23 protein-coding genes are annotated in these 26148 nt (G+C 68.9%); 10 read left to right on the top strand and 13 right to left on the bottom strand.

All coding sequences use genetic code 11. The annotated features are described in order from the left end of the window. Positions 1-21: 21 nt before the first annotated feature. On the bottom strand, positions 22-1017 hold the full coding sequence (locus tag HG543_RS00780; RefSeq protein WP_169342684.1) for an aldo/keto reductase: 996 nt from the start codon (positions 1015-1017) through the stop codon (positions 22-24). Between the two features lie 93 nt (positions 1018-1110). On the opposite strand from HG543_RS00780, the gene HG543_RS00775 reads away from it, so the two are divergent. The 3 genes from HG543_RS00775 to HG543_RS56140 all read left to right on the top strand — a co-directional run bounded on the left by HG543_RS00775 (position 1111) and on the right by HG543_RS56140 (position 4773). After that, a complete protein-coding gene (locus HG543_RS00775; RefSeq protein WP_169342683.1) occupies positions 1111-2058 on the top strand; it encodes a LysR family transcriptional regulator in 948 nt (315 codons plus the stop codon). A 55-nt stretch (positions 2059-2113) separates the two neighbouring features. Continuing rightward, a complete protein-coding gene (locus tag HG543_RS00770; protein WP_169342682.1) occupies positions 2114-2500 on the top strand; it encodes a VOC family protein in 387 nt (128 codons plus the stop codon). Positions 2501-3243: 743 nt separating this feature from the next. After that, positions 3244-4773 carry a M57 family metalloprotease gene (locus HG543_RS56140; RefSeq protein ID WP_343073235.1) on the top strand — a complete coding sequence of 510 codons (1530 nt, stop codon included), beginning with the start codon at positions 3244-3246 and terminating at the stop codon, positions 4771-4773. Between the two features lie 209 nt (positions 4774-4982). Here the strand turns inward: HG543_RS56140 and HG543_RS00760 are convergent, their stop codons facing one another. Further along, positions 4983-5543 (bottom strand): hypothetical protein, encoded by a 561-nt coding sequence (locus HG543_RS00760; protein ID WP_169342680.1) that lies wholly within the window; start codon positions 5541-5543, stop codon positions 4983-4985. 523 nt (positions 5544-6066) lie between these two features. Here HG543_RS00760 and HG543_RS00755 point away from each other — a divergent pair. The 3 genes from HG543_RS00755 to HG543_RS00745 all read left to right on the top strand — a co-directional run bounded on the left by HG543_RS00755 (position 6067) and on the right by HG543_RS00745 (position 9871). Then, entirely contained in the window at positions 6067-6267 is a 201-nt protein-coding gene (locus tag HG543_RS00755) for a hypothetical protein (RefSeq protein ID WP_169342679.1), read from the top strand. 321 nt (positions 6268-6588) lie between these two features. Beyond that, positions 6589-7671 (top strand): MBL fold metallo-hydrolase, encoded by a 1083-nt coding sequence (locus tag HG543_RS54875; protein ID WP_246356655.1) that lies wholly within the window; start codon positions 6589-6591, stop codon positions 7669-7671. A gap of 217 nt (positions 7672-7888) precedes the next feature. After that, positions 7889-9871 (top strand): FG-GAP-like repeat-containing protein, encoded by a 1983-nt coding sequence (locus HG543_RS00745; RefSeq protein ID WP_246356654.1) that lies wholly within the window; start codon positions 7889-7891, stop codon positions 9869-9871. A 199-nt stretch (positions 9872-10070) separates the two neighbouring features. On the opposite strand, the gene HG543_RS00740 is transcribed toward HG543_RS00745, so the two are convergent. Further along, a complete protein-coding gene (locus HG543_RS00740; RefSeq protein ID WP_169342677.1) occupies positions 10071-11921 on the bottom strand; it encodes a glycoside hydrolase family 15 protein in 1851 nt (616 codons plus the stop codon). Positions 11922-12239: 318 nt separating this feature from the next. On the opposite strand from HG543_RS00740, the gene HG543_RS00735 reads away from it, so the two are divergent. Further along, the gene (locus tag HG543_RS00735) at positions 12240-13397 is read left to right on the top strand and encodes a M4 family metallopeptidase (RefSeq protein ID WP_169342676.1); all 1158 of its coding nucleotides are present in this window, start codon (positions 12240-12242) and stop codon (positions 13395-13397) included. A gap of 14 nt (positions 13398-13411) precedes the next feature. After that, positions 13412-13750 (top strand): protealysin inhibitor emfourin, encoded by a 339-nt coding sequence (locus HG543_RS00730; RefSeq protein WP_169342675.1) that lies wholly within the window; start codon positions 13412-13414, stop codon positions 13748-13750. A 60-nt stretch (positions 13751-13810) separates the two neighbouring features. On the opposite strand, the gene HG543_RS00725 is transcribed toward HG543_RS00730, so the two are convergent. The 5 genes from HG543_RS00725 to HG543_RS00705 form a co-directional block, all read right to left on the bottom strand. Beyond that, complete coding sequence (locus tag HG543_RS00725; protein WP_169342674.1) at positions 13811-14422, bottom strand: outer membrane protein; 612 nt, start codon at positions 14420-14422, stop codon at positions 13811-13813. 195 nt (positions 14423-14617) lie between these two features. Beyond that, positions 14618-15181, bottom strand: coding sequence for a hypothetical protein (locus tag HG543_RS00720; RefSeq protein WP_169342673.1), 564 nt, complete (start codon positions 15179-15181; stop codon positions 14618-14620). A 216-nt stretch (positions 15182-15397) separates the two neighbouring features. Further along, a complete protein-coding gene (locus tag HG543_RS00715) occupies positions 15398-15805 on the bottom strand; it encodes a hypothetical protein (RefSeq protein WP_169342672.1) in 408 nt (135 codons plus the stop codon). After that, entirely contained in the window at positions 15802-16614 is an 813-nt protein-coding gene (locus tag HG543_RS00710; RefSeq protein ID WP_169342671.1) for a DUF2092 domain-containing protein, read from the bottom strand. The genes HG543_RS00715 and HG543_RS00710 overlap by 4 nt, the downstream gene beginning before the upstream one ends. A 229-nt stretch (positions 16615-16843) precedes the next feature. Continuing rightward, positions 16844-18241: a DUF2254 domain-containing protein gene (locus HG543_RS00705; protein WP_169342670.1), complete on the bottom strand. Its 1398-nt coding sequence runs from the start codon at positions 18239-18241 to the stop codon at positions 16844-16846. 292 nt (positions 18242-18533) lie between these two features. Between HG543_RS00705 and HG543_RS00700 the strand changes: the two genes are divergently transcribed. Beyond that, a complete protein-coding gene (locus HG543_RS00700) occupies positions 18534-19112 on the top strand; it encodes a DUF4136 domain-containing protein (protein WP_169342669.1) in 579 nt (192 codons plus the stop codon). Between the two features lie 30 nt (positions 19113-19142). Here the strand turns inward: HG543_RS00700 and HG543_RS00695 are convergent, their stop codons facing one another. Then, positions 19143-20240 carry a chemotaxis protein gene (locus tag HG543_RS00695; RefSeq protein WP_246356653.1) on the bottom strand — a complete coding sequence of 366 codons (1098 nt, stop codon included), beginning with the start codon at positions 20238-20240 and terminating at the stop codon, positions 19143-19145. 296 nt (positions 20241-20536) lie between these two features. Between HG543_RS00695 and HG543_RS00690 the strand changes: the two genes are divergently transcribed. Next, complete coding sequence (locus HG543_RS00690; RefSeq protein WP_169342667.1) at positions 20537-21244, top strand: outer membrane beta-barrel protein; 708 nt, start codon at positions 20537-20539, stop codon at positions 21242-21244. 106 nt (positions 21245-21350) lie between these two features. Here the strand turns inward: HG543_RS00690 and HG543_RS00685 are convergent, their stop codons facing one another. From HG543_RS00685 to HG543_RS00670, 4 genes are all read right to left on the bottom strand, one after another. After that, a complete protein-coding gene (locus HG543_RS00685) occupies positions 21351-22331 on the bottom strand; it encodes a glucokinase (protein ID WP_169342666.1) in 981 nt (326 codons plus the stop codon). 21 nt (positions 22332-22352) lie between these two features. Beyond that, positions 22353-23396: a zinc-dependent alcohol dehydrogenase family protein gene (locus HG543_RS00680; RefSeq protein ID WP_169342665.1), complete on the bottom strand. Its 1044-nt coding sequence runs from the start codon at positions 23394-23396 to the stop codon at positions 22353-22355. A gap of 129 nt (positions 23397-23525) precedes the next feature. Then, positions 23526-24977: a pyruvate kinase gene (gene pyk / locus HG543_RS00675; RefSeq protein WP_169342664.1), complete on the bottom strand. Its 1452-nt coding sequence runs from the start codon at positions 24975-24977 to the stop codon at positions 23526-23528. A gap of 27 nt (positions 24978-25004) precedes the next feature. Next, a complete protein-coding gene (locus tag HG543_RS00670) occupies positions 25005-26057 on the bottom strand; it encodes a 2-hydroxyacid dehydrogenase (protein WP_169342663.1) in 1053 nt (350 codons plus the stop codon). Between the last annotated feature and the right edge of the window lie 91 nt (positions 26058-26148).

Raw genomic sequence — 26148 nt, 5'->3', positions numbered from 1 at the left:
TCCTTCAGCATCCCGCGGGGCTCAGCGGTCGATGGTGGCCAGCCCGGCCGGGGAGTACCGCTCCCCGTGGATGGTGATGTGTGCCGAGGCCGCCTCGATGTCGCGGAGGTCGTCCGGGGTGAGCGCGACGGTGGCGCCGCCGAGGTTCTCCTCGAGGCGGTGCTGCTTCGTGGTGCCCGGAATGGGCACGATCCACGGCCTCCGGGCGAGCAGCCACGCGAGCGCCACCTGCGCGGGCGTGGCTCGCTTCTGCGCGGCGATCCGGGTCACCAGCTCGACCATTGCCTGGTTCGCCTTCCGGTTCTCCGGCGCGAAGCGGGGAAGCGTGTTGCGGAAGTCGGTGGGGTCGAGCTTCGTCGTCTCGTCGATCTTCCCCGTGAGGAACCCCTTCCCGAGGGGGCTGAAAGGCACGAAGCCGATGCCGAGCTCCTCGAGTGTCGGGAGCACCGACTGCTCCGGCTCGCGCCACCAGAGCGAGTACTCGCTCTGGAGCGCGGCGACGGGCTGCACCGCGTGGGCGCGGCGGAGGGTCTGGGCACCCGCCTCGGAGAGGCCGAAGTGCTTCACCTTCCCCTCGGCGATGAGGTCCTTCACCGTGCCCGCCACGTCCTCGATGGGCACGGCGGGGTCGACGCGGTGCTGGTAGTAGAGGTCGATGGCCTCGACGCGGAGCCGCTTCAGCGAACCCTCGGTGAGCCGACGGATGAGCTCGGGGCGACTGCTCACGTTGCCGTGGTGCTTCCCGGTGTCTGGGTCGATGTTCCAGCCGAACTTGGTGGCGATGACCACCTGGTCCCGAAACGGGGCGAGCGCCTCGCCCACCAGCTCTTCGTTCGTGAACGGGCCATAGACCTGGGCGGTGTCGAAGAACGTCACCCCGCGCTCGACCGCCTTCCGGATGAGCGCGATGGCCGCCTGCTTGTCGGTGGGTGGGCCATAGCCGAAGGACAGGCCCATGCAGCCGAGCCCGATTGCCGAGACTTCGAGGTGGCCCTGTCCGAGGATGCGCTTTTGCATGTTCTCTCCTGTGGTTGCTCCTTCCGAGTAACCCTGGGTGGACCGTTCGCGATATTTGTGAATGCTGGACGCGGTCGTAAGCTGCGCTTCGGAATGAACGACGAACTCGAAGGCATGGCCGTGTTCGTGGCCGTGGCGGAATCGAAGAGCCTTCGCGAGGCCGGCGAGCGGCTCGGCGTGAGCGGGTCGGCGGTGAGCCAGGCGCTGAGCAAGCTCGAGGCGCGGCTCGGCGTGACGCTCGTGCAGCGGACCACGCGCAGCCTGCGCCTCACCGATGCGGGTGAGCGGCTCTACGCGAGCGTCGGGCCGGCGCTCGCCGAGGTGCGCGCCGCTGCCAGCGCGGTGGGAGCGCTGGGAGGCGAACCGCGCGGCACGCTACGCCTGCTCGTGTCGCCGGCTGCCGCGAGCTTCCTGGGGGGCGAGCTGATGCGCGGGTTCGTTGCCGAGCACCGGCACGTCCATCTCGACCTGTTCTTCTCCGACGAGCCGATCGACGTCGTTGCCGGGGGGTACGACGCGGGGATCCGGCTCGGCGAGGTCATTGACAAGGACATGATCGCGGTGCCGGTCTCCGGGGAGCTGCGGCTCCTGGTGGTGGGCGCGCCGTCATACTTCGCCCGGCGCCCGAAGCCGACGCACCCGCGCGAGCTCGTGGAGCACGAGTGCATCAACTGGCGCCCGGCCGCGGGGGCGCCCCCGTACCGGTGGGAGTTCACCGAGAAGGGCCGGGACTTCTCCGTCGAAGTGCCGGCCCGGGTCCTCACCAACGACGTGGCGTTCAATCTGCGCCTTGCGCGGGCCGGGGTAGGAATCACCTTGTCGGACGACCGCGTCCGCGACCAGGTGGCACGCGGTGAGTTGGTGGCGGTGCTGGAGGAGTTCTCGACTCCGTTCCCCGGCTTCTTCCTGTACTACCCACAGCGCCGGCACGCCTCGCCGGCACTGCGCGCGTTCATCGACTATCTGCGTGAAGCGCGGCGTCAGGATGGCGGGCCAGCCCGCTCGGAGCGTCGCAAGCCGGCGCGACGACCTGAGCGCTGAGCCGTCCTCCCGCTTCAAAACGATTGAGTCGTCATGCCAACCAAAAGGGGTTCCCGTGATTGATCACTTGAGCGTTGTCGTCAGCGACTACGCGAAAAGCAAGGCTTTCTACGTGCAGGCGCTCGCCCCGCTCGGCCATTCGCGGTTGATTGAGCTGCCGGCCACGCATGCTGCTCAAGGGGAGAGTGCAGGCTTCTGCCATGCGGACGGGTCTGATTTTTGGATAAGGCAGGGCGATGCGATCAAGCCGCCCATCCACATTGCATTTCGCGCGTCCTCTCGCGCCGCAGTGGACGCGTTCTACAAGGCGGCCATCGCAGCGGGCGGAAAGGACAACGGCGCACCCGGTTTGCGACCCCACTACCACCCCAACTACTACGGTGCCTTTGTGCTCGATCCGGACGGTCACAACATCGAGGCCGTTTGTCACGAGGCGGAGTGACTCGGCTGCCCCCTCTCGATTGCCAACGACCGCTCTTTCGTTTTGCGTGTCAAGCAGTCGGAAGTATGGGCAGGCCGGGGCCGTGTCGTTCATCCCGTTCTTCGGCTCGGCGTTGCAGGTGACGCCGCACTTCCACTCGCTGCTGCTCCCTTGCTGGAGGGGCCGTCTGGGTTGGCGTGTGCCCAAAGGAGGCTGCACGGCCTCTTCCTCCGCCTGGCGCACAGTTCGGCGGCACCCGTCAGCGGCCCTCCTCGCCCCCTCTGCATCAGCCCTCACCCTCAACACCCCTCCCATTCGCCCGATGCAGGACCCGGGCTTCCCACGCGCCGACCTGGCCCGCTGTGAGCAGGCCTTTCCCAATCACAGGACCATCGAGTTCGCCCACGTACACCCTTCTTCTTCGAAGACACGGCCAATGAGGTGATTGCGAACATCCGTGCGGTGGTCATGTCGCCGGACGCGGCTTCGCGCTGACGACACGTGCGCCAAAGGGGGCGGCCGGGACGGCTGGGCAGGAGCTACCCGTGGACCGTGGCCGACCTCGACGATGGCCAGGGCCTCGTACCCCCCCCGACCTGTCTATGTGCTTTTTCTGGAATTCCTGGTATCAAGCCACCATCCGACTCCGTTGGGCACGTGTCGCGGGAAGGCGTGCCCCGAGCCGGGTGCCTTGAGATGCACGTCCGAAAGGAGTCTCCATGTTTGCAAGAAGCCTCGTACTGGCGGCGGGATGCATTGCTCTGGTGTCCGGGTGCGCTGAGCCACCCGATGAGACGCGGGAGATCGTCAGCAACCTGGTCAAGGCCGGGTTCCCGGCCGACGACATCATGGTCGTGGACGGGAAGGTCTACGTCGGGCGAGACGCCGAGGTGTCCATGGCCGCGTCACGCGAGATGCTCGAGTCCGGCGACACCACCGAGGAGCAGTACCGCACCACGAACCTCGTCAGCACGTCGCTGACGAAGATCTGCATCAACGGCTCGACGTTCACCGGCGCGTTCAGCACGGCGCTCGACCTCGCCATCCAGAACTACGACGAGCTGCCACTCACCTTCGCCATGGCGCGCACGCCGAGCACCGGCTGCAGCTTCACCATCAACGCGGTCATCCAGCCGGGTGTGGTCGGAGGCTCCGCCGGGTTCCCGTCGGGCGGACTGCCGTACCACACCATCAACATCGGCGGCGGGCTCGCCTCCTACAGCGTCGACGTCATCGAGCACGTCATCACGCACGAGCTTGGTCACACCATCGGCTTCCGCCACTCGGACTACTACAACCGCAGCATCAGCTGCGGCACCGGCGGCGATGAGGGTGACGCCGGTATCGGCGCCATCCACATCCCGGGCACGCCGACCACGGCGGTCGTCGGTGGCTCGCTCATGAACTCCTGCTTCCGCTCGGTCGAAACGGGCGAGTTCAGCTCCGGCGACCTCACCGCGCTGAGGGCGCTGTACACGCCGCAGACGGCGTTCCGGCGCGTGCTGACAGAGTGGGACCAGCCAGAGGCCAACTGGGGCGGCTTCACGCTGTTCGTCGCCGAGGTGAATGGCGATGGTCGCGCGGACCTGGTGTGGAACAACATTGGAGAGAGCAACTTGACGTACGTGGCGCTGTCGAATGGCGATGGCACGTTCACGCGGGCCCTCACCGGGTGGGCCCAGCCGGAGTCCGGTTGGGCTGGCTACAAGCTGCATGTCGCCGACGTGACGGGCGATGGTCGCGCGGACCTCGTGTGGAACCAGCTGAGCGCGGTGAACCGGACGTACGTCGCGCGCGGCAATGGCAACGGCACGTTCACACGCGTGCTGACGGCGTGGCACCAGCCGGAGGCCAACTGGGGTGGCTTCACGCTGTCCGTCGCCGAGGTGAATGGCGATGGTCGCGCGGACCTGGTGTGGAACAACATTGGAGAGAGCAACTCGACGTACGTGGCGCTGTCGAATGGCGATGGCACGTTCACCCGGGCCCTCACCGGGTGGACCCAGCCGGAGTCCGGTTGGGCTGGCTACAAGCTGCATGTCGCCGACGTGACGGGCGATGGTCGCGCGGACCTCGTGTGGAACCAGCTGAGCGCGGTGAACCGGACGTACGTCGCGCGCGGCAATGGCAACGGCACGTTCACACGCGTGCTGACGGCGTGGGACCAGCCGGAGGCCAACTGGGGCGGCTTCACGCTGTCCGTCGCCGACATCACGGGCGACGGTAAGCGCGATGTGGTGTGGAACTTGCTCGGCACGTTCAACCGCACGTACACCGCCATCTCCGAACTCTGAGCTGGCGCGAGCGGCGTTGCCTCACGTGGCTTCGGCTCTGGGGTGCCCCTGTCGGGGACTGAGCCGAAGCCACCAGCGGTGTGGAACCCGGGGCGTTCGTTGCGAGCAACGGGCGAGTGGAGCCGCTCCAGGCGGAGTCGTCACCGCCATCGCGCCCTTCAACGTCAAACGGTCGTTGAGTCGGCCCTTTGAAGGCGGGGTCTCGCAGGTCACTGCATGTTGGTCACAAGCTGCGTCTGGCACGTGGTCGGGTCGACAAAGGACAGGGTGCTGTCAACGGTGCAGACGGCGCCACCATATGTGCCGAAGAAGACCTGTGCCGTGCAGCTACCGCCGACGGCGCTAACCTCCACTCGCCAGACGCACGTTTTCGAACCGGCGGGATTCGCCGGGTCGACCGTCCAGGCGTACTGCTGGACGACCACCGGGGCGGGGGCGGGGGCGCTGATTTGAAATCCGCCGTAGCTGAGCGGCGGCACAGGGTAGGGCGTGCGGACGCCGATGAATGCCCCCGTCAGGCTCTGGATGTGCAGGGCGAGGGTGGCGCCTGTCAGGTTGTAGACGAAGAAGTCCTGCGTGGCAGGATCAACGAACGCCTCCGAGGGCTCCTTCCGCACGGGGAGCTGGATCGCGCCATCCTTGACGCTGACGTACTCGTGACGTGGAGAGAGGAAGTCGGCATCCAGGATCGCCGTCTGCTCTGCGAGCGCGATTGACGGTGCTAGGGACATCAGCGAGCTGGTCAGGAGGCACCTCATCTTCTTTGTCATGGACTTCCCCTGCGTTGATTGTTGGGTTTGTTGAGGCGAAATCCTTTCTTGTATGGCATGTGATTTTGGTTCGGTTCAAGGGGAGTCGTGTGGGGCTCTGCGTTTGTGCGCGATTGTGGTACTGAGTTGCATGACGCAAGAAAACGCCGGGAGGCTTTCCGCCTACCTTTGCGCGCACGGGTATACCCATCAGTCGACCGGCGCATGTTGCTGGAGGAACCGTTCCACCAGCCTCGCGCTGCTCCAGAAGCTGAAGCTCACGCCCCTGCTGCTTCCTTGCTGGAGGGGCCGTCTGGGTTGGCATGTGCCCAAAGGAGGCTGCACGGCCTCTTCCTCCGCCTGGCGCACAGCTCGGCGGCACCCGACAGCGGCCCTCCTCGACCCCTCTGCATCAGCCCTCACCCTCAACACCCCTCCCATTCGCCCGATGCGTGGACACGAGCCCAGCCGTCCATACCGCAATGGTGACACGGTTGTATCAACCGGGCAGGTGCCCGGGGATGCAACCCGAACGGAGGACGTCTTGAAGCTCAAGCTCGCGTTGGCTGCAGTGGTGATGTGCATCGGCTTCACGGTGGGTTACGGCACCCGGGCGGAGGCCGAGTCTTCGTGTGAGTCCTGCTGGGAGTCGTACGAGATCTGCCTGAGCACGGTCGTGACCTCCACGCAGGAGGCCGCGTGCATTCGCCAGCTCCGGCAGTGCCGCACCGCCTGGTGCGAGTGAGCCGGACCCGCTGAGGCCCCGGGGCTTCGCCGCCCGGGGCGCCCGGGTGGCGCGCGAGTTCAGCCGCGCGCCATCACCCGCCGCAGCGCCTGCTGCATCCGCGTGAGGTCATCGGGCTTCGGGAGCAGCCCGGCCCCGGCCAGCGCGTCCTCGAGGCCCCGCGTCACCTCAGCCCCATGCTTTTTTCCTAGGCTCGCTCGGGCAACCGGGACAAAGTTGTTCATGTCTTCGGACCCGCGCTCCACGTGGACGACCTCTCCGACCACTCGCGAGAACAGCGCATCGCCTTCGCCTATGCGCCGAGGCTCCAGGCAATCCCCGATGAAATGGCTCCTTGCGTGCGTCGCGCCGGTTCTGCTCGCAGTATGGATTTTGTTCTTGAGCGCTCACGGGCCGACCTCATGGCTGGTCGTTACTGGCGCTCTGATTGGCAGTGCCTGCGTCGCTGGCTTTTCTTTTCTGCGCTCGTTCTCTCGTCCCCTGAGAGCGCTCTCTCTCGCGCTCTATCTGCTGCCGCTGGGGCTCTTGTCTACCTATCGTGCGTCGCCGTTCTCCGTATCGAAGACCTTCGAGTTCGGCGCGCTCCCGCCGGCTTCCGCGCCTTCCGAGATGTCGATTGCCCAGCTTCCGACCGGCGCCACCTACCGCAGCGCGTCCTTTGGGTATCGCGGTGGCTCTCTCCTCGAGCCGCGAGAGTTCTCCATGACCGCGACCCTGATCAAGCACCCCAAGGGGGATCTCTTGATCGACGCCGGGTTCGGTCGGGATATCGCACAGCACCTCGCGAAGCTGCCTCTCTTCTTCCGGCTCCTGACACGATACTCGCTGAACAAGACCGCGCGCGAGCAACTCCAATCGAGCGGGTATGACCTGTCCCGGCTGCGCGCGGTCCTTTTGACCCACTCCCACTGGGACCACATCAGCGGCGCCGCGGATTTTCCCGAAGTGCCTGTCTGGATACCTCCCGCGGAACGAAGCTTCGTACACGGTGAAGACTTCACCACGGCCTCGGCAAGAAGCATCAAGTCGCTGCATTTCGAAGAGTATCGATTCGATGCGCGCCCCTATCTCGGCTTCGCGGAGAGCCATGATGTCTACGGAGATGGCACGGTGGTCATCGTCCCGGCGCCCGGCCATACGCCGGGCTCTGTGATTGTCTTCGTGACGCTTCCGGACAACAAGCGCTACGCCTTTATCGGAGACCTCGCCTGGCAATTGGAGGGCGTCACCGAGCAGGAGGAGCGCCCGCTCCCGCAGCGCCTCGCGGATGCCGAGCCTCGGCTCGTTCGTGAGAACCTCGCGCATATGGCCGCGATATCAGCGCGATACCCGGAGATGACCATCGTCGTCGCGCATGATCCGCGGAGCTTCGCATCGATTCCGACGTTGGTGCCAAAGCCATAAGATGGGCCGGTGTGTGCCCAAAGCCCGCAACGGGTAGCGGCATGTCATGGATTGTATGTCGATGGTCCTCGAAGGCTTGTCGAATGGTTGCCGGAGGACGTTTGCCATCAAAGTGTTGCGTGCCGAGCAGTGGGGGGCAAGGAATGGTGTCGTTCATTCCATGAGGAGGGGTGGCCCATTCCGGGCTTCATCCTGCTTCTCGGGGGGGAGACACTCGATGCGCAGTCATCTTGGCATGCTGTGGTCGTGGGGACTGGGCGTGACGCTGGCCTTGTCGCTGGGGGCTTGTGCCGTGGAGTCCCTGGAGGAGAAGGTAGGTCCTCCGGAGAATGCGGTATCGCAGGAGGACGACGCGGCGTTGACGCGTGAGCGTCCGGAAGCCTCGCTGACGTGGGACCCGTATGCGGACGCGGTGGCCTCGGGCACCACGGCGACGGTGCTCAACTCCAGCGCGGCCCTGGGCGCTCCGGACGGGCAGGCCGCGACGCTGCTGGGCCTGCTCAACACGGCGCTCGTGCTCGACCTGGGCCAGGGTGAGGAAGGCACCGGAGACTTGCGCGTCTACTACCAGGGCTTGTCGCTGGCGCTGGTGGCCCAGGTGGACTTCCTGAAGGCGGATGGGACCTTCATCGGCTCCAGCTCGTTACACCTGATGGAGCTGGGACTGGGGACGCACATCGCGGTGGCGACGTACCCGGGGAACGTGCCCTATCGCTACGTCCGCTTGCGAGGCTCGGTGCTCGCGCTCTACCTGGTGGACGCGGTGGAGACGTCGCTGCGGCCCATCTGTGGTGATGGAGTGCTGGGCGGATTCGAAGTCTGTGACGACGGCAATCAACTCTCTGGAGACGGCTGCAACAGTGTCTGCACGGTGGAGCCGGGCTACGCCTGCACGGGACAGCCGAGCATCTGCACCGACATCGACGAGTGCGCCAACGGGACAGCGAACTGCCAGCCGAATGAAATCTGCGTCAACACGCCTGGGAGCTACACCTGCGAGCCCGACCTCTGCGCGGGGGTGGTCTGCGCGCCTCTCGACGAGTGCCACGTGGCCGGCACCTGTGATTCCGCCACCGGCCTGTGCTCCAACCCCACCGCTCCCGACGGGACGCTCTGCGGCGGTGGCATCTGCGAGGCCGGGGTATGTCGCGCGCCGGTCCTCGACTTCCAGCCGCACCAGGACTCCCCCGCGGGTACCCGGCCCTACGGCGTGGCGGTGGGCGACATCAACAACGACGGCAGGCTGGACGTCGCCTTCACCCTCATCACCTCCGCCCTCGTGAGCGTGCAGCTCGGCAACGGCGACGGCACGTTCGGGGCCGCCAGCACGTTCCCGGTGGGCAGCAACCCCAAGTTCGTGGAGATCGCTGACTTCAACGGCGATGGCAATGCCGATCTCGCCGTGGGGGGATACATCAACTCGATGCATAGCGTCAGCATCCTGCTCGGCAATGGTGACGGCACGTTCCAGGGCCGCGTCGACTACAACGTCAACAGCGCCGATCCGAGCGGCGTGAAGGTGGCGGACTACAACGGCGACGGCAAGCTCGACATCGCCACCGCCAACTTCGTCGGCAGCACGGTCAGCATCCTGCTCGGCAATGGCGATGGCACGTTCCAGGCCGCTGTCCCCCATGCCATGCCAGGCACTCCCAACTCCGTGGCGACAGTGGACCTCAACGGCGACGGCAAGCTCGACATCGTCACGGGCAATTACAACGGTAGGAGCGTGGGCGTGCTGCTCGGCAACGGCGACGGCACGTTCCAGTCGGCAGTGACGACTCCGCTGGGGAGGTTCGTGCAGGTCGTGGCGGTGGGCGACCTCAACGGCGACGGCAGGGCCGACGTCGCCGCCAGCCTCTTCAACGACAAACTCGTGAGTGTGCTGCTCGGCAACGGCGACGGCACGTTCCAGTCCGCCGTCGACTACCCCGTGGCCAACGGTGCTGGCGACCTTCATATCGCCGACTTCAACGGCGACGGCCGAGCCGACCTCGCCGGGACCCTCTTCAGCTCCAACGCAGTGGGCGTGCTGCTCGGCAACGGCGACGGCACGCTCCAGCCCGCCATCAACTTCGCCGTGGGCACGGGGCCCTTCTTCATGGCGGTGGGCGACCTCAACGGCGACGGGAAGCGCGATATCGTCACCGGGAACTACTCCGGCGGTACCAGCAGCGTCCTCCTCAACGCGTCGCATTAGCGCCTCCCGGGCAGGGCGGCCGCCGCCGCCCTGCCTCCTTCGTCTCGCTCACCGACGCGAACAACCGTGCGCCAGCCAGCACCACTTGGCGGCGCGGCACGGCAGTGACGGGGCCGCGGCCCGGGCGCGTCTCGAGGCGCCCTGCCCGGACCGCGCGCCAGGAGGCCAGGATCTGGGCCTCCCGTGCGAGCCTCGGACTTCAGTGCACCGCGGTCGAGCTGGGGAAGTCCGGGTCCGCCCCTTCGAGCACGTAGGCCGCGTTCACCAGCGCGAAGTGGGTGAACGCCTGCGGGAAGTTCCCGAGCTGGCGCCGCCCCACCGGGTCCCACTCCTCGGCGAGGAGCCCCACGTCGTTGCTCAAGCCCACCAGGCGCTCGAAGAGCTTTCGGGCGTCGTCCGTGCGTCCCATCAGCTGGTAGGTGTCCGCGAGCCAGAACGAGCAGGCGAGGAACGCGCCTTCGTCACCGCTCAGCCCATCCACGTCCGCCACGGGGCGGAACCGCAGGAGGAACCCGTCCTCCATCAGCTCGCGCTCGAGCGCCGCGACGGTCCCCACGACGCGCGGGTCCGTCGCCGGCAGGAAGCGGGTCAGGGGAATGGCCAGGAGGCTCGCGTCGAGGTCCGTGCCTCCATAGTACTGGGTGAAGGTGTTCTTCTCGGCGTTGAAGCCCTTCTCACAGACCTCTTTGAAAATCTCATCCCGGACCGCGCGGAGCTTGTCGAGCGGGTAGTCCTCGCCGGCCATTTCGCTGGCGCGAATGGCGGCATCGATGGCCGCCCAGGCCGAGACCTTGGAGGCCGTGAAGGAGCGCTCCGGCCCGCGCATCTCCCAGATGCCGCGGTCCGGGTCCCGCCAATGTTCCGCCACGAAGTTCGCGATGCCCAGGAGACTCTTGTTGCCCATCGGGCCCATCTTCCCGAACTTCCGCTGCGAGAAGTTGATGACGCTGGCGACCTCCCCGAAGACGTCCAGCTGGAACTGGTCGAAGGCGCCGTTGCCCACCCGGACGGGCCTGGCTCCGCCGTAGCCGGGGAGCCAGGAGAGCTCGGCCTCGGTGAGCCGCCGCTCCCCCCGGATGCCGTACATGATTTGAATCTGGGAAGGGTCTCCGGCGATGGCGCGGAGCATCCAGTCCCGGAAGGCGATGGCTTCGTCGGCCAGCCCGGCGTTCACCAGCGCCCGCACGGCCAGGGCCGAGTCGCGCAGCCAGGTGAATCGGTAGTCCCAGTTCCGGACGCCGCCCGGAGTCTCCGGCAGGGACGTGGTGGGTGCCGCCACGATTCCACCCGTGGGCGCGTAGGTGCACGCCTTCAGGGTGAGGAGCGAGCGGACCACGGCATCTCGATGGTTTTTGGGCGCCTGAATCCGAGCGGCCCAGTCGGTCCAGTAGCGCTCGGTCTCCCGTTCCGCGACCGCGGGGTCGATGGCCTTCGGAGCGGGCTCGAAGGAGCGCCCCCAGGTCAAGACGTAGGAGACCTTGTCCCCCTGGGAGAGCGTGAAGTCCGCCACCGGCTCGGGTCCGCCGGCCGTGGGGCCTCCGTACAGGTACAGCGCATCCGGTCCGGCCAGCGCGACGGTGAAGTCCTTCTTCCGCTCGATGCTGGGGACGGCGTGACCGAAGGCCAGCCTGGGAACGAAATCGACGTGGACGGGCACGCTGCCGTCGAGCGCCTGGAGCGTCCGGACGAGCTGCGGCGGGCTCTGCCCCGGCACCATGAAGTCGATGAGGCGGAGCGTTCCAGAATCGGTCTGGAAGTCCGTCTCCAGAATCATCGTGTCCCCGCGGTACCGGCGGCGGACCTGGCGCACCTGCTCGCTGGGGCCAATCTTCCAACGGCCGTTCTCAGCAGTCCCGAGCAACGCCGCGAAGCAGGCGTCCGAGTCGAACGCGGGGAGGCACAGCCAATCGATTTCCCCGTCCCGGGTGACGAGGGCGGCGGAGTTCATGTCGCCCAGGAGCGCGTGGTCCTCTATCCGCGGCTGCGTGGGTGGGGCTGCCGCCCGGTCCGGCGCCGGGCGCGGCGCCTCCGTCGTCTGGGGTCCTTCCATGGTCTCTCTCCTTGGCTGGCTCTCTCAAGGAGAGATGCTTTGCAGGACGCGCGACACCGGCACCAGGAAGGCATCGAAGCCCCCGCGCCCCGTCCCATCAAGACGACGCCGAGGTGAGGGCTCGGCAGCCGCCCGGGGCACGCCCCGCCCTCCGGTACGAGGAGCCCGGGCGCCTGGCTCGCAAGCGGCGCCCCTCCCCACGTCGGGATGCCGGCCGGCCCGGCCACGCGGCGGGGAGGCAGGCCGGCGGGCGCGTCCCGTCACAACGGCCGGCGTCACAGTCAGCCCTTCTGAACACACCCACAGGAGCGACCGCCGATGAGACCCCATTCCAGACACCGACATTCCCTGCATTGCATCCTGCCTCCGTACCTGAGCCGGGAGATTGCCCGGAACGGCACGAGGGAACAGCGCGAGCGCATCCTCCGGACGCTCTCCATCGACACCACCTTCCGGTCCATGCGCGTGGCGCGCGGAGCCATGATTCCGCTGGGGCAGCGGCTCATTCCCTCCCCGATGATGGTGGAGAGCCAGCTGCAGCGGACCATCTACGACATGAAGAACACGGAGGCCCTCCCCGGCACGGTGGTCCGCACCGAGGGGCAGGGCGACACCTCCGACGTGTGCGTCAACGAGGCCTATAACGGCCTGGGCGCCACGTATGACCTCTTCTGGGAGGTCTTCGCCCGCAACTCCATCGACGGCATGGGCATGCCGCTGCACGCCCACGTCCATTACGGGGAGAACTACAACAACGCCTTCTGGGACGGCGAACGCATGGTGTTCGGCGACGGAGACGGCGACCTCTTCAACCGCTTCACCATCGCCGTCGACATCATCGGCCACGAGCTGACCCACGGCGTCACCGAGCACGACGGCCCCCTCACCTACTTCTCCCAGTCGGGCGCGCTCAACGAGTCGATATCCGACGTGTTCGGCTCGCTCGTGAAGCAACGCGTGCTGAACCAGAAGGCGGACCAGGCGGACTGGCTCATCGGCGAGGGCCTCTTCACGGACAACGTCGAGGGCGTGGCGCTGCGCTCCATGAAGGACCCTGGCACCGCGTACGACGACGACGTGCTGGGGAAGGACCCACAGCCGGGCCACATGCGGAGCTTCGTCAAGACGTGGGAGGACAACGGCGGCGTGCACATCAACTCGGGCATCCCCAACCGGGCCTTCTATCTCGTGGCGACGCAGCTCGGCGGCTACGCGTGGGAGCGGGCCGGCCACATCTGGTACGAGGCGCTGAGAGACCCGCGGCTGCGCTCCAACGCTGGCTTCGGCTCCTTCGCGCGGCTCACGGTGATGGCCGCGGGCAGGCTGTACGGGAGCGACAAGGACGAGGAGAAGGCGGTCCGCGACGCCTGGAACCAGGTGGGCATCCGCGTCTCGCGCGAGCGGGCCGGCGAGCCGGCGTGGGGCCCCGGCGTGCAGCTCCCGCAGCAGGCCCAGCAGCAGCCGCCGACGCACTAGGGCTGGAGCGAGCGATGCGAATCGAACTCAAGCGGGAGGGAGGCGTCGCCTTCTTCCCGGGCCTCAACCGGCCTCGCGGCCTGGACCTGGCGTCGCTTCCGCCGGAGACGGCGGAGGCCCTCCAGCGCGCCGTGCGGGAGGCGCGCTTCTTCGAGCAGCCCGCCACCGTGGGCACGGCGGCGCGCGGCGCGGACCGGATTCGCTACACCATCACCGTCGAGGATGACGGTGGACGGCGGCACTCGGTGCAGCTCCTCGAACCCGTGGAGGAGCCGCACCTGCGGGCCCTGCTGGAGTTGCTCAAGCAGGCGGAGAAGACGCAGCGCGCCTCGGCGCGGGCGCAGCATCCGTAACCGGAGCCCCGTGGGCCCGGAGCGACGGCGGACTGGCGGGCGCCGTGGCTCCGGACGGGTTCAGAAGGAGCCGCCCAGTTGCAGCAGGCCCTGGTAGCGCCCGTCGAGCACGTCCTCATCGGTGACGGGCGCGAAGTCCTGGCCGAAGAGGGCGCTATAGCTGGCGCGCGCATCGGCGAAGAGGGACTGGTTGAGCTTGTACCGCAGGCCGAGCCCGACGGGGACGTAGCCGCTGGTGTCGTCGAAGTACCGGACGGAGACGCCGCTGCGGACGGAGTAGCGCTCCACGCCGATGCCGGCGAGGCCGTAGGGCTGCAGGCGGGTGTTGGGGAGGAGGCCCAGGTTGATGGCGACCTGCCCGCCATTGCGGATGATGTCGGGGCCGCCGACGCCCGAGCCCGCCCCGGGGTCCAGGTCATTCACGCCGCCGCTGTAGCCCACCTCGAAGCCGAGGAACTCCGAGGCGCGGAAGCCGATGATGGCTTCGTAGGAGAGGCCGGGGTTGAGGTTGGGGGCGAGCTTGCCGGTGTAGCCCTCCGCGCCGAGGCCCAAGAGGAAGTAGGGGCCCTCCCACTCCACGTAGCGCGATTCCATCGCCGTGAGGTCTTCGGCGAGCGCGTTTCCTCCCGCGAGTAGCGCGATGCACAGTCCGGTCCGAATGCCTGCCCTCATGCCTGTCCTCCTCCGCAGCGAGTCGCCCGTGAAGGTGGGGGGATGATGGGGAGATGACAACGGACCGTGGGACGAACGGGCGGGCTCGGCGGGCGCTCGTGAGGAGAGCCCGGCCCCGGCTGCGACGGTGGAGTCGACGATGGAGCGCACGCCGCGATGGGATGGGGCGGGACCGTGGAGGCCGCGGGCGGGTGCTCACTGTTGTGGTTCCGGGGGAGCCATCCCCGGGCAGAAGCCCGGCTTCATGAGGTCCGCGTTCTCGTGGATATCCGAGCTCAGCCGCGCCTGCTCCTCGGGTTTCTGTGCGGTGTAGGTGATGCTGACGCCGCCGGGAATCTCCTCCAGTCGGGAGCGGGACACCACGCTCGGCGCACCGGCCGAGCCCGCGAGCCCGCCGCCGCCCATGCCCTGGTATTCGATGCCGGGCGGCTGGGCCAGCCCGCGGCGCCCCGAGACGCCGTGCTCCTGCTGCCGCGACATCATCTCGCGGCTGCGCTGCCGCAGCGCCTCCACCTGCTGTTCCGCGTCCGTGACGATGATGAGGGCCACGCCCTCCGGCGTGTCCTCCGCGCGCGCCTGGGCGCCGGGGACCACCATGGGGCAGTCACGCTCGATTTCAGCCCGCGGCGGTGGCTGCTCGCCCGTCGCCTCTGGAGGAGGCGCGGACTGCTGCGACGTCGTGGCGGACTGGGAGCAACCGACGCCGAGCCACAGCGCCGTGGAGACGGCGAGCACCGAGGTAAGTCTGGACGAAAACATGAGGGAGTCCCCCTGTCGTTGAGCCTGCGCGAGAAAGGTGGGGAACGGCACCCACACCGCGCAACGCGACCTCACCCGCCAGGCTCCCCAGCCCTCCAGGGCAGGTGCGTCTCCGCGCGCGGATTCAAGCAGGCCCTCCCGGGGCGGCGTCCGCGTTGGACGCCTTCGCCGCGGAGCCGTCCCAGGTCATCCCCTCAAGCGCTCCGTGCCGGAGCCCTAGTCATCACCATCCTCCACGTACACGAGGGTGTCTCCCTGGTAGTAGGGGCGGTAGCGGACGGCGCCGCACTGCTGGTAGGTGATGGAGCCCACCACCGAGGCCACGCAGCCCGCGGGGAGCGTCGTGATGTAGCTCACGCCGACTGGCGCCGCGACCACGGCAGCGCCGTAACCGTAGCCGCCGCCGTAGGCGGCCGCGTGCCGTCGGGACGTGCGCCGTGAGGTGCGCCGCGCCACCCGGCGCGAGGTGCCGTACTGGCCCTTGATTTCATCCTGGAGCGCCCCTCCCAGCATCGAGCCGACGTGCTGGGCCATGGCCGCCTCCGGGAGGAGCCCTCCCAGGAAGAAGAGCCCCAGCAACATCCCCGCTCCCCGCCGGCGAACCCCGCGCGCTTCCGTACTCATTTCGCACCTCCCCGCGACTGCTCTTCCTCCTGCGCCTTGCCGCCCTCCTGCTGCTTCCCACCCTGCGTGTCCTGCGCGAGGAACGACACGCGCATCGCATCGCGCGGGGGGGTGAAGCGGAACTGGTCCTGGGCGAGTCGGGGCGACAGGTTCCAATCGGAAAGGGTGACGGCGTACTCCGGGCTGCCGGGCATGTCCCTGGAGGTGATGACGTACTTGCGCGGCAGGGGTCGCGGGCCGTCCTCGACCCAGAGCTGCCAGTCCACCCCCTCGCGGTTGCGGAAGGCCAGGTGGTGTACGGGCACGCCCTCCAGCATGGTGCGTCCGAGGTAGGTGCCGGAGCGCACATCCTCGATGAGGGCGGCGTAGGGGTTGCTGAGGAGGAGGTCCCCGCCGGGGGCCTCCAGTCCAAGTTGCTCCGCGGCCATGTCGATGGTCGCGTCCAGGGTGGGGGGGGCCTGCGCTGTCGCATAGGCATTGGTTCCCTCCCCATGGAGCGCGAGCTGCTTGCCGTCATAGTAGAGGTGAAGCTTCGCCAGCTCTCCCTCGCGGTCCACACGGAGCCGGTCCGGTCGCTGCACGCTCACGTCCCCCATGCGGTTGAGCTGAATCTTCTGCCCCGATTCGAGCACGATGTCCTGCGACCCCTCGGTGTGGACGGTGAACTCGCGCTGCGCGGCCAGGAAGTCGCTCATCTGGCGCAGGATGCGATCGGCCTTGGGCTCGACTTTCGCGGCCTGCTCGGCGGGCGCCTGCGTCTTCTGCTCGGCCCCCAGTGCGGGAACTGCCATCACGAGGAGGGCGAGCACGAGCCCGCGTCGCCCTCCACTTGCTCTCCTCGAGTTACTTGCGCCAGCCATGAGCACCTCCTCCGTTCCTGCGAACGGTTCAAGACTGAGGTTGGCCAGGAGACGATGAGGAGAGCCGGGCGGACAGGAGGTCGAGACATCCCTCCTCGCGTGGGCGCACGGGAGGCCGCTCGCGGCGGGCGGGCCCGGGCGGGCCCGACCCTCGGGCAACGTGGGCCCCCGTGCTGTGTCAGAAGCCGATGGCGGGCAGGGCCGGCAGCGGCCCGCCCTCCATCGCGCGCTCCACGGCTTCCGTGTAGCCGCGGAGCCGCTCCCGCCAGGGGGCGCCTTCCAGGGCGCGCTCCGCCCCGGCCTGTATCTGGCGCAGGGTCTGCCGGGCGGCATGCCGGTCCTCCGGGCTCCGCGCGCGCTGACCGACTTCTCCCGTCAGCCGCAGCAGCCGGAGCACCACGGCGGGCTCGCCCGCGCCGTAGCGGAGGATCTGGTCCGTGGCGAGCGACAGGTAGTCGCGCAGCGAGGCGGCGTGAAGGAAGACGCGGGGGTGCCCCGACGCATCCGGCAGCACCCGGGGGCCCAGGCGCAGCTGGCTCATGGCGCACAGCAGGAAGGTGAGCTGGTCCACCACCTCCACGGCCGTGTACGGGTCGTTGATGCCCGGCGAGAGCGCCTTGATGGCCACGTCGACGAGCTGCCGCACGCCCAGCGCCACGTCCGAGTCCAGGTCCCTCCAGCGGTCCATCAGCAGCGCGGGCAGGAGGGCCTCCGCCACCTCGCGCGACTCCGCCGGGCCTCGGCCGCCGGGCTCCACCCGGCCCACCACCGCGCCTCGCGTCACCGGCTCGCCGATGGCGACGTCCACGTGGACCACGAGCCCCAGCGTCTGGGCCACGGCCAGGAGCCTGCGCCCGTCCACGTCCGCGACGAAGCCACTCGCGCGGGCCCGGAGCGGCCAGGTCGTGCTCGACGAGGGCGGCGGAACCGGGGCGGGCGAGAGGTCCTCCTGGCAGCGCGCCGCCATCCTCCGCGCGACGCGCAGCGTGTCGCGCCCCACCTCCCGCACCAGGTTCTCCACGCGCATGAACTGGAGCGTCTCCAGCACGTGGAAGATGAGCGCCGCCTCGCAGAGGACCAGCAGGAGCATGGCCAGGCTCAGCGCCGGACGCGGCAGCCGCGCGTCTCCGGGAATGAACCCGAACGACTGCGCGGCCACGAGACAGAAGACGCTCGTGGCGACGAACATGGGGATGACCACGCGGACGCCCGCGCTGTGCAGGTACAGCCGCAGCAGGCGCGGCGAGTACTGCCCGGCGGCGTTCTGCACCACGAGCATGGACAGCGACAGCACGATGCTCAGCGAGGAGAGCGCGATGCCCAGCACCGAGGAGAGCATCGACCGCGCCTCCTGCACCGAGGCCAGCCACGCCACGCCGCGCAGCACCGACGCCAGTGGCTCCGGCGGGTGCACCATCAGCACGCCCAGGAAGGCCCCCAGCAGCGCCCCCAGCACGGGTAGGAGCCACAGCGTGTGGCGGGCCCACCAGACAAGGTGGTGGATGTCACCCGGCAGCGCGTGCCGGGGCACACCAGGGCCCGCCTCCCCACGCGCGAGTGCCCGGGCTCCCGCCATGTGCATACCTCCGCTCCGAGCGCCGGTATCGCCGGGCGCCAGGGCCACGCCCGCGCACCGCGGATGAAGGGCGCCTTCGCCGAAGCTGCGAGCGGGCCATGGCGAGCGCAACCCGGAGGGGCCCGGGGGCCAGGCGCAGTCGCCGGAGCACGAGCCGGCCTGAAGGGTGGGGCAGGCGCGCTGGAGCGTCCCGGGTCGAGACGGGCGAGGCTTGGCGCCCATCCACCCCACTCCCAATGTCAGTCAGGAGGCCGACGGCATGCGCCGCGGTACCAGAAAAAAGGAGAGCCCCATGCGGTTGCCGTCCCGTATCGCTCCACTCCTGGTGGGCCTGATGCTCGCCGCCTGCTCGGGCATCGAGGTCAACACCAACTATGACCCGAGCGCCGTGCAGCAACTGGAGAGCTATCGCACCTACGCCTGGCTGCCGACGCCCGAGGGCAAGGACCCGCGCGTCTACAACGACCTCATCAACAACAACCTCCATCAGGCGGTGGACCGGGTGCTGCAGGGACGCGGCTACCGGCAGGTCGCCATGGACGCCTCGCCGGACTTCGTCATCGGGTGGCAGGGTGCCATCGACTCGAAGCTGGACGCCCAGACGGTGAATTCCTACTACGGCTACGGGTGGGGCACGATGTGGAGCCCCTACTACGGAGGAGGGGTCGGCGTCCCGTATACCTACGTGCGCGAGTACGAAGAGGGCACCCTCATCCTCGACATCGTGGACGCGAAGGCGAAGCAGCTCGTCTGGCGCGGCACGGCCCAGGCGGTGGTGGACGAGAACCCCACCGCGCAGAGCTCGCGGGAGCGCATCAACGAGGCCGTGGAGGAGATGCTCGAGCGCTTCCCGCCCCAGCCCGAGCAGTGAAGGTCCGCATCACCCGCCCGGTGGGCGCGCTCACGTGGCGCGCCTCCAGGCGCGGGCCAGCAGCACCACCAGGATGAGCCCACCCACCAGCCCCAGGCCCAGCAGCCCCAGCAGCCACAGGAAGACGCGGTCCACCAGGTGCCCCGCCCTGTCGAAGGCGTGGTCCACCCAGCCCCGGGCCAGGCCGTCGACCTGCTGGAGCGTCGCCACCCGCTCGGCGCGCAGGGCGTCCACCACCGCCGCGCGCTCCTGGCCCACCCCCGCCATGACGGCCTGACGCTCACCGGAGATGAAGTCCTGGAGCGACTGCCGCTCCCGGCCCAGCGCCTCCAGCACCGCCGCGCGCTCCCGGGCGACGAGCGCGGGCGTGTTGGCGGCCACGCCCGCCACCCGGTCGAGGATGTCCACCGTGCGCGCCAGCTCGGCCAGGGCGGACTGGAGCGCGGGGGCATTCATGGCGTCCGCGGCCACCAGCTCCGCCTGCCAGCGGGCCTGGCGCGGCAGGCTGGCCGCGTAGAGGTCCACCCGCGCGGTGATGTCGCGCGTGTCCTCCAGCAGGCCAGCGGCCCTCTTCAGCAGGCCTCCACCCGACGCCGCCGTCACGGAGGCCAGCAGGGGCACGGTGGACTCGCGCGCGACGAGCGGCCCCGTCAGGGGGTGCTCGGCGGCCCACGCGTGCACGCGCTCGCGGGCGGCGGACACGTCCTCCTTGCCCGTGACTTCCCGCCACAGCGCCTCCACCTGCGACTCCATGTCCGCCAGCGAGCGCTGGGCCTCGGCCAGCAGCTCCGGTGAGGCGCTCACCGCCCTGTTGGGCAGCGTGGCCTGGAGCTGGGCGAGCAGCGCCCAGGCCTCCACCAGCGCCGCCACCGGGTCCGGCTGGTAGAGGGCGCCCTGCATGGCGGGCACCGCGTCCGCCTTGAACGCGAGCATCCTCCGCGACATCTCCGGCGTGCCGGCCTTCGCGGCGATGTCATCCGCCGCCGCCTCCAGCAGCCCGGAGAAGCGCCGGGCCAGGTCGCGCACGCGGATGCGCAGCGCGCTCACGTCCAGGTCCGAGCGTCCCACGCGCTCCCCCAGCGCCGAGGTGGGAGGGCTCACCGTGGCGCACGCGGAGAGGAGCGCCATGAGCACTCCCACGAACATTCGAGGCCAGGGGCAAGGAGGCGGTGACATGGAACCGGCGCAAGCTGCGCATGCGAGGCCGCTCCGCCGACCCTCCCCGTGAGCGTGTGGGCACGTTGCGCGCAGGACGGACGGGCCCTCTGCCCGGAGTCGGCGGCGACGTGGCCGCGACAGCGAGCGGGTACGGAACCCCGGGCCTCGCCTCCCGGGACGTCCCTCCCCGAAGGGACAGTGTGCGGACAGCCGTCCCGTCTCCACGCTCCCTCCACCACGAAGTCAGTGCACACGAGGTGCTTGCCATGCGATTGCGTCACCTGCTTCTCCTCGGCCTCCTGGCGCTCATTGCGCCCGGGGCCGCTCATGCCCAATACAGTGACCCCACGACAGCAGGCTTCGTGGCGGCCCCCGAGCCCGAGCGCCACTTCATGTTCAGCGTGGGTGGCGGCACCTCCTTCCCCATCGCGGACGCGGGAGGCCGCTTCAAGACGGGCGGTGGCTTCCAGCTGGGCGCCGGCTTCCAGTTCCAGCAGCGGCTCGGCGTCCTCGCCGAGTACCTCTATACCGCCTATGACGTGGAGTCCGATGTGCTGGACGTCGCCAACGTCGAGGGCGACCACTCCATGCAGGCCGGCTCCATCAACGCGGTGGTGAACCTGCTGCCCAAGAGCCCCATCGGCATCTACCTCATCGGCGGACCGGGCCTGTACTACCGCAGGGTGGCGGTGAGCCAGCTGGCGGGCGTGGCGGCCGTTCCGTACTGCGACCCCTGGCTGTACTACTGCAGCACGCAGGTGGTGCCCGTGGAGGAAATCCTCGGCGCGCGGAGCAGCACGGACTTCGGTCTCAACGCGGGCGCGGGCATCACCCTCAGCATCGTCGGGGATTTGCGCCTCTACGTGGAGGGCCGCTACCACTACATCTTCGGCCCGGAGTTCACCGACGCGGGCGGCACGTCACGGCGTGCCGACGGCCAGTACGTCCCCGTGATGTTCGGCCTGCGCTACTGAGGCCCCGGGGCCTGGAGCGGGCGCGCGCGGAGGCTGGCCCCTCCGCGCCGCCCCGGCTTCTTCGTTCTTCACCCGCCCGCCTCCCTCATCAGGGCTCCTATCCGTCCTAGAGTAGGGCGACGCGGGACGCCAGCGATGCGGCGCCGAGCAGCCCGGCGTCGCTGTTGAGCACGACCTTCACCGGTGTCGCCTCCAGCAGGGTGCTGAGCCGGCCCTTGGCGACGAAGGAGGCGCGGAAGGTCCCGTCGAGGAGCTTGGGCAGGATCTTCGGAGCGATTCCTCCCCCGACGAAGACCCCGCCGCGCGCCACGACCTTGAGCGCGAGGTTTCCCGCCTCCGCGCCATAGATGGAGACGAAGAGCGATAGCGCCTGGGTGCAGAGCGGGTCATCGCCGGCGAGCCCGTGACGGGAGATGATGGGGGCGAGGTCGCCGGACGCGGAGTCCAGCTCCTCGCGCACCGCGGGGGACTCGGCCCCGGGTGAGCGCTCACGGACGAACTCGTAGAGCGTCACCAGCCCGCGCCCGCAGATGATCCGCTCGTAGGAGACGCGCGAGTGCCGCTTCAGCAGGAACCGCAGCAGGTCGATCTCCAGCTCGTCTCGCGGCGCGAAGTCCGTGTGCCCACCTTCGGAGGCAATCACGTCGTAGCCAGTACCCTTGCGGACCACCACCGCCTCTCCGAGCCCGGTCCCGGCGCCGAGCAGCACCCAGGGCCCGTTGGGGTCCGACGGCGCGTCGTTCAGGATGGCGAAGTCGGACGCTGGCAGGATGGAGACTCCGATGGCCATGGCATGGAAGTCATTGACCAGGGTGACGCGCGGGAGCCCGAGGGTGTGCTCCAGGCTCCTCGCCTCGATGACCCAGCGCAGGTTGGTGGCCCGGCAGCTGTCCTCGATGACCGGACCGGCGATGCCAAAGCACGCCCGCGAGACTTCCTTGCTCCGCTTGCCCAGGAACTCGTTCACCACGGCTTCGAGGCTCGGGAAGGCGGCGCTCGGATAGACGCGCCGCTCGACGATGGCCTCGCCCTGCACCAGGGCGAGCGCCGTCTTCGTTCCGCCCACATCTCCGGCAAGCACCAGCATGCGGCGTCGCTCCTATCGCTCTCAGCCTTCGAAGACGAAGCAGACCTTGGCGGCCTCGCCCTTGTCGGCCATCTGGTAGCCGCGCGCCGCCTCGTTCAGCGGCAGGCGGGTCGTGCAGATCTTCTCCGGGTGCACCCCCCAGCGTGCCAGCCGGTCCAGGAGGTCGCTCATGTGCTTGAGCGAGGTCACCCAGGAGCCGTACAGCGTGATTTGCGGGTGGATGAGCACGGGCGAGACGTCGAATTCGATCTTGCCGCCTTCACCGACGAACGCGCACCGTCCCCACTGCCGCGTGCCTTGCAGGGCCAGCACTCTTCCCGGTGCCGTTCCCGAGCAGTCGATGCTTGCCTCGCAGCCCTTGCCCCGCGTGAGGTCCTTGATGCGGACCAGCGTCTTGTCATCCACCTCCAGGGCCTCGTCCACGATGCCGAGCTCCTGGGCCATCTTCCGCCGTCCCGGGGAGACCTCCGTCCCGATGACCTTGTTGGCTCCCAGCGCCTTGGCCAGCATCGCCACGCCCATGCCGACCGGCCCCAGGCCCGTCACCAGCAGCGCATCTCCGCCGCTGACGCCAATGCGTGTCAGGGCTTCCCAGGCGGTGCCGACGCCGCAGGCGCACATGGCGCCATCCACCCAGGACAGGCTCTCGGGCAGCGGGATGCAGTCGCGCTCGTCCGCCAGCATGAACGGCGCGTGGCCTCCGTGCCGCTGCCAGCCATACGCCGCGCGCACCGGGCTGGAGCAGCTGATCTGGTAGCCCTCGCGGCAGTCGTCGCAGACCCCGCAGCCGCTGATGTGATAGACGGACACGCGGTCGCCGACCTTCAGCGCCTGACATCCCGGGCCGACCGCCGCGATTCGGCCGCACGGCTCGTGTCCGGCAATCATGCCGGGGACGTAACGCTCGGCCCCTTCGCCGATGTGGGCTCGATAGATGGCGCGGATGTCGCTGCCGCAGATGGCCGAGGCCATGATCTTGACCAGCACCTGGCCATGCTGCGGCTGGGGCACGGGAATTTCCCTGAAGTCCACCGTCCTGTTGCCCGGCAGGATGACGCCCCGCATCGTCTCTGCCTTCTGACTGGCGGCTGGTTGTGCCATGAGTCATGCCCCCGAAGAGTTCTGGATGAAACTAGGGACCCACCACCGCACCGACGAGAGGGATGCACTCGCGGGAGGGGCGAGCCTGTCTGTCTATAGAGGCGCTTCCACCCCGGCTCGCTCGCCAGTGCTGATGAACTCGAGGTCGTAGTTCGCCCGTGGGGCGCTCTTCGAGGGACCCGAGACGAGCATGACCAGCGGCCCGGCGAGCTGGTGGCGGCGGACCCAGTCCACCGAGAACCGCTGCCAGTCTGTCGACTCGTCCGGCTGCTGGATGGCCAGCACTCCATAGGAGAAGGCCAGGCCCCGGCAGACGCTTGGATCGCTGCTCGCCGCGACGACCCACACCGCGGGCTTGAACCGGGAAATCATCCGGGCCGTCGTCCCGCTCTGCGTCGGCACCACCACCGCCGCGCACGGGACGGTCTCCAGCGCGTGATGCGCGACCGACGCGAGGGCCTCCGCCGCCGTCGTCACCTTGCCAGCGGGGAAGGCCGCCTGCATGGCGGCGGGTCCGCGGGTCGAGCGCCTCGCCTCGGTCTCGGCCGCGATGCTCGCCAGCGTCGCGACGGACTCCACCGGATAGCGGCCCATCGCGGACTCGGCGGAGAGCATGACGCAGTCGGTGCCGTCGAGGATGGCGTTGGCCACGTCCGCGGCCTCCGCGCGCGTCGGGAGGCGGCTGGACACCATGGACTCCAGCATCTGCGTGGCGGTGATGACCGGCTTGCCCGCGCGGTTCGCCAGGGCAATCAGCTGCTTCTGGAGCAGGGGGACTTGCTGGATGGGCACCTCGACTCCCAGGTCCCCGCGCGCCACCATGATTCCGTCGGCGGCGTCGAGGATCTCCTCGATGTGCTGGAGGGCGCCGGCTCGTTCGATCTTGGCGATGATGAAGGGCTGCTTGCCTCGCGCGGCGGCCGCCTGGCGCACCATCTGGATGTCCGCCGCCGTCTCCACGAAGGACTGGCTCACGGCGTCCACGCCTTGCTCCAGGGCGAAGTCGAGGCAGGCGCGGTCCCGGGCGGTGAAGGCGCTGATGCCCAGCTTGATGCCCGGGAGGTTCAGCCCCTTGCGGGAGCGAAGCTCGCCTCCCACCGCCACCACGCACTCCACGTCGTTGCCCTTCACGCGCTCGACGACGAGCTGGACCAGCCCGTCGTTCAGGAAGAGGCGGTCGCCGGGCTTGACCACCTTCGGCAGGTCCTCGAAGGTCATCGAGACACGCTTCGCGTTGCCGGTGAGCTGCTCCGTGGTCAGGATGAAGCGGTCGTTCGCCACGAGGTGGATGGGCTCCGGCTCAATCTTGCCGAGCCGCATCTTGGGACCGGGCAGGTCCACCATGATGGTGACCGGGCGTCCCACGACCTTCTCGGCCGCCCGGAGGCGGGCAATCGTCGCGGCGTGTGCCGCGAACTCGCCATGGGAGAAGTTGAGCCGCGCGACGCTCAGCCCGGCGGCAATCAACCGTTCGAGCACCTCGGGCGAGTCAGAGGCCGGACCGATGGTCGCGACGATCTTGGTCTTCTGGGCGGGCAGTGACATGGGTTCTCCGTATGAGGCTTCACGCCACTAATGGACGGCGGGACTCCCGGAGGGCTCGGGATGGCTGACGGCGGAAGGCCCCTCGGTCAGCACGGAGCCGTCGACGAAGGGACGCCCCCCGGCCAGCGCCTCCAGGTTCGCCACCGTGGTCCGGGCGATGTCTCCCAGCGCCTCCCGGGTCAGGAACGCCTGGTGGGCGGTGACCAGCACCTTGGGGAAGCTCAGCAGCCGCGCCAGCTCGTCGTCGTGGAGCACCTCGCCGGACAGGTCCTCGAAGAAGACACCTTCCTCCTCCTCGTAGACATCCAGCGCCACGCCGCCCAGCTTGTCCGCCTTCAGCGCGTCGATCAGCGCGGTGGTGTCGATGAGGCGACCCCGGCTCACGTTGACCAGGATGACTCCCGGCTTCATCAGCTCCAGGGTCTCTCCGCGGATGATGTGCTTCGTCTCGGGCGTCAGGGGAATGTGGAGCGAGATGACGTCGCTCTCGCGCGCGAGGGTCTTCGCGTCGACGTACCGCACGCCGAGCTGCCGAGCCCACTCGGTGGCCGGGTACATGTCGAAGGCCAGGATGCGCATGCCGAAGCCGTGCAGTATCTGGGCGGTGATGCGGCCAATCTTTCCGGTGCCGAAGATGCCGGCCGTCTTGCCGTGCAGGTCGGTGCCGACCAGTCCGGCCAGTGAGAAGTTCTGCTCGCGGACGCGATTGAAGGCGCGGTGGGTCTTCCGATTGAGGGTCAGCAGCAGGGCCACGGCGTGCTCGGCCACCGCGTAGGGGGAGTACACGGGCACGCGCGTGACGGTGATGCCCGCCTCCCGCGCCGCATCGAGGTCGACGTTGTTGTACCCCGTGCAGCGGAGGGCCACGAGCTTCACGCCCAGCTCGCGGAGCGCTTGCAGGCATGGCCGGTCCACCACGTCGTTCACGAAGACGCAGACGGCCTGCGCCCCTTCCGCCGTCTGCGCTGTCTCCGCGGTGAGCCGGAAGTCCCAGAACCGCCACTCGAGCGTGTCCCGGGGCGCCTCCGCGAGCAGCCGCTCCCGGTCGTAGGGCTTCGTGTCGTAGACGGCGGTGATCATCTTCCTGCCTCCATCCAGGCCGGTGCGCCACTGAAGGTGGATGACGCTCGTGCCGAAGGCCACCCCGGGGTGAGCCGTCGAGCCAGGGCCA

Origin of the sequence: Pyxidicoccus fallax (assembly GCF_012933655.1) — a bacterium.
Lineage (GTDB): Bacteria > Myxococcota > Myxococcia > Myxococcales > Myxococcaceae > Myxococcus > Myxococcus fallax.
Note: the sequence above shows the minus strand (reverse complement) of the source record. Positions and strands in the feature narration are given on the sequence as shown.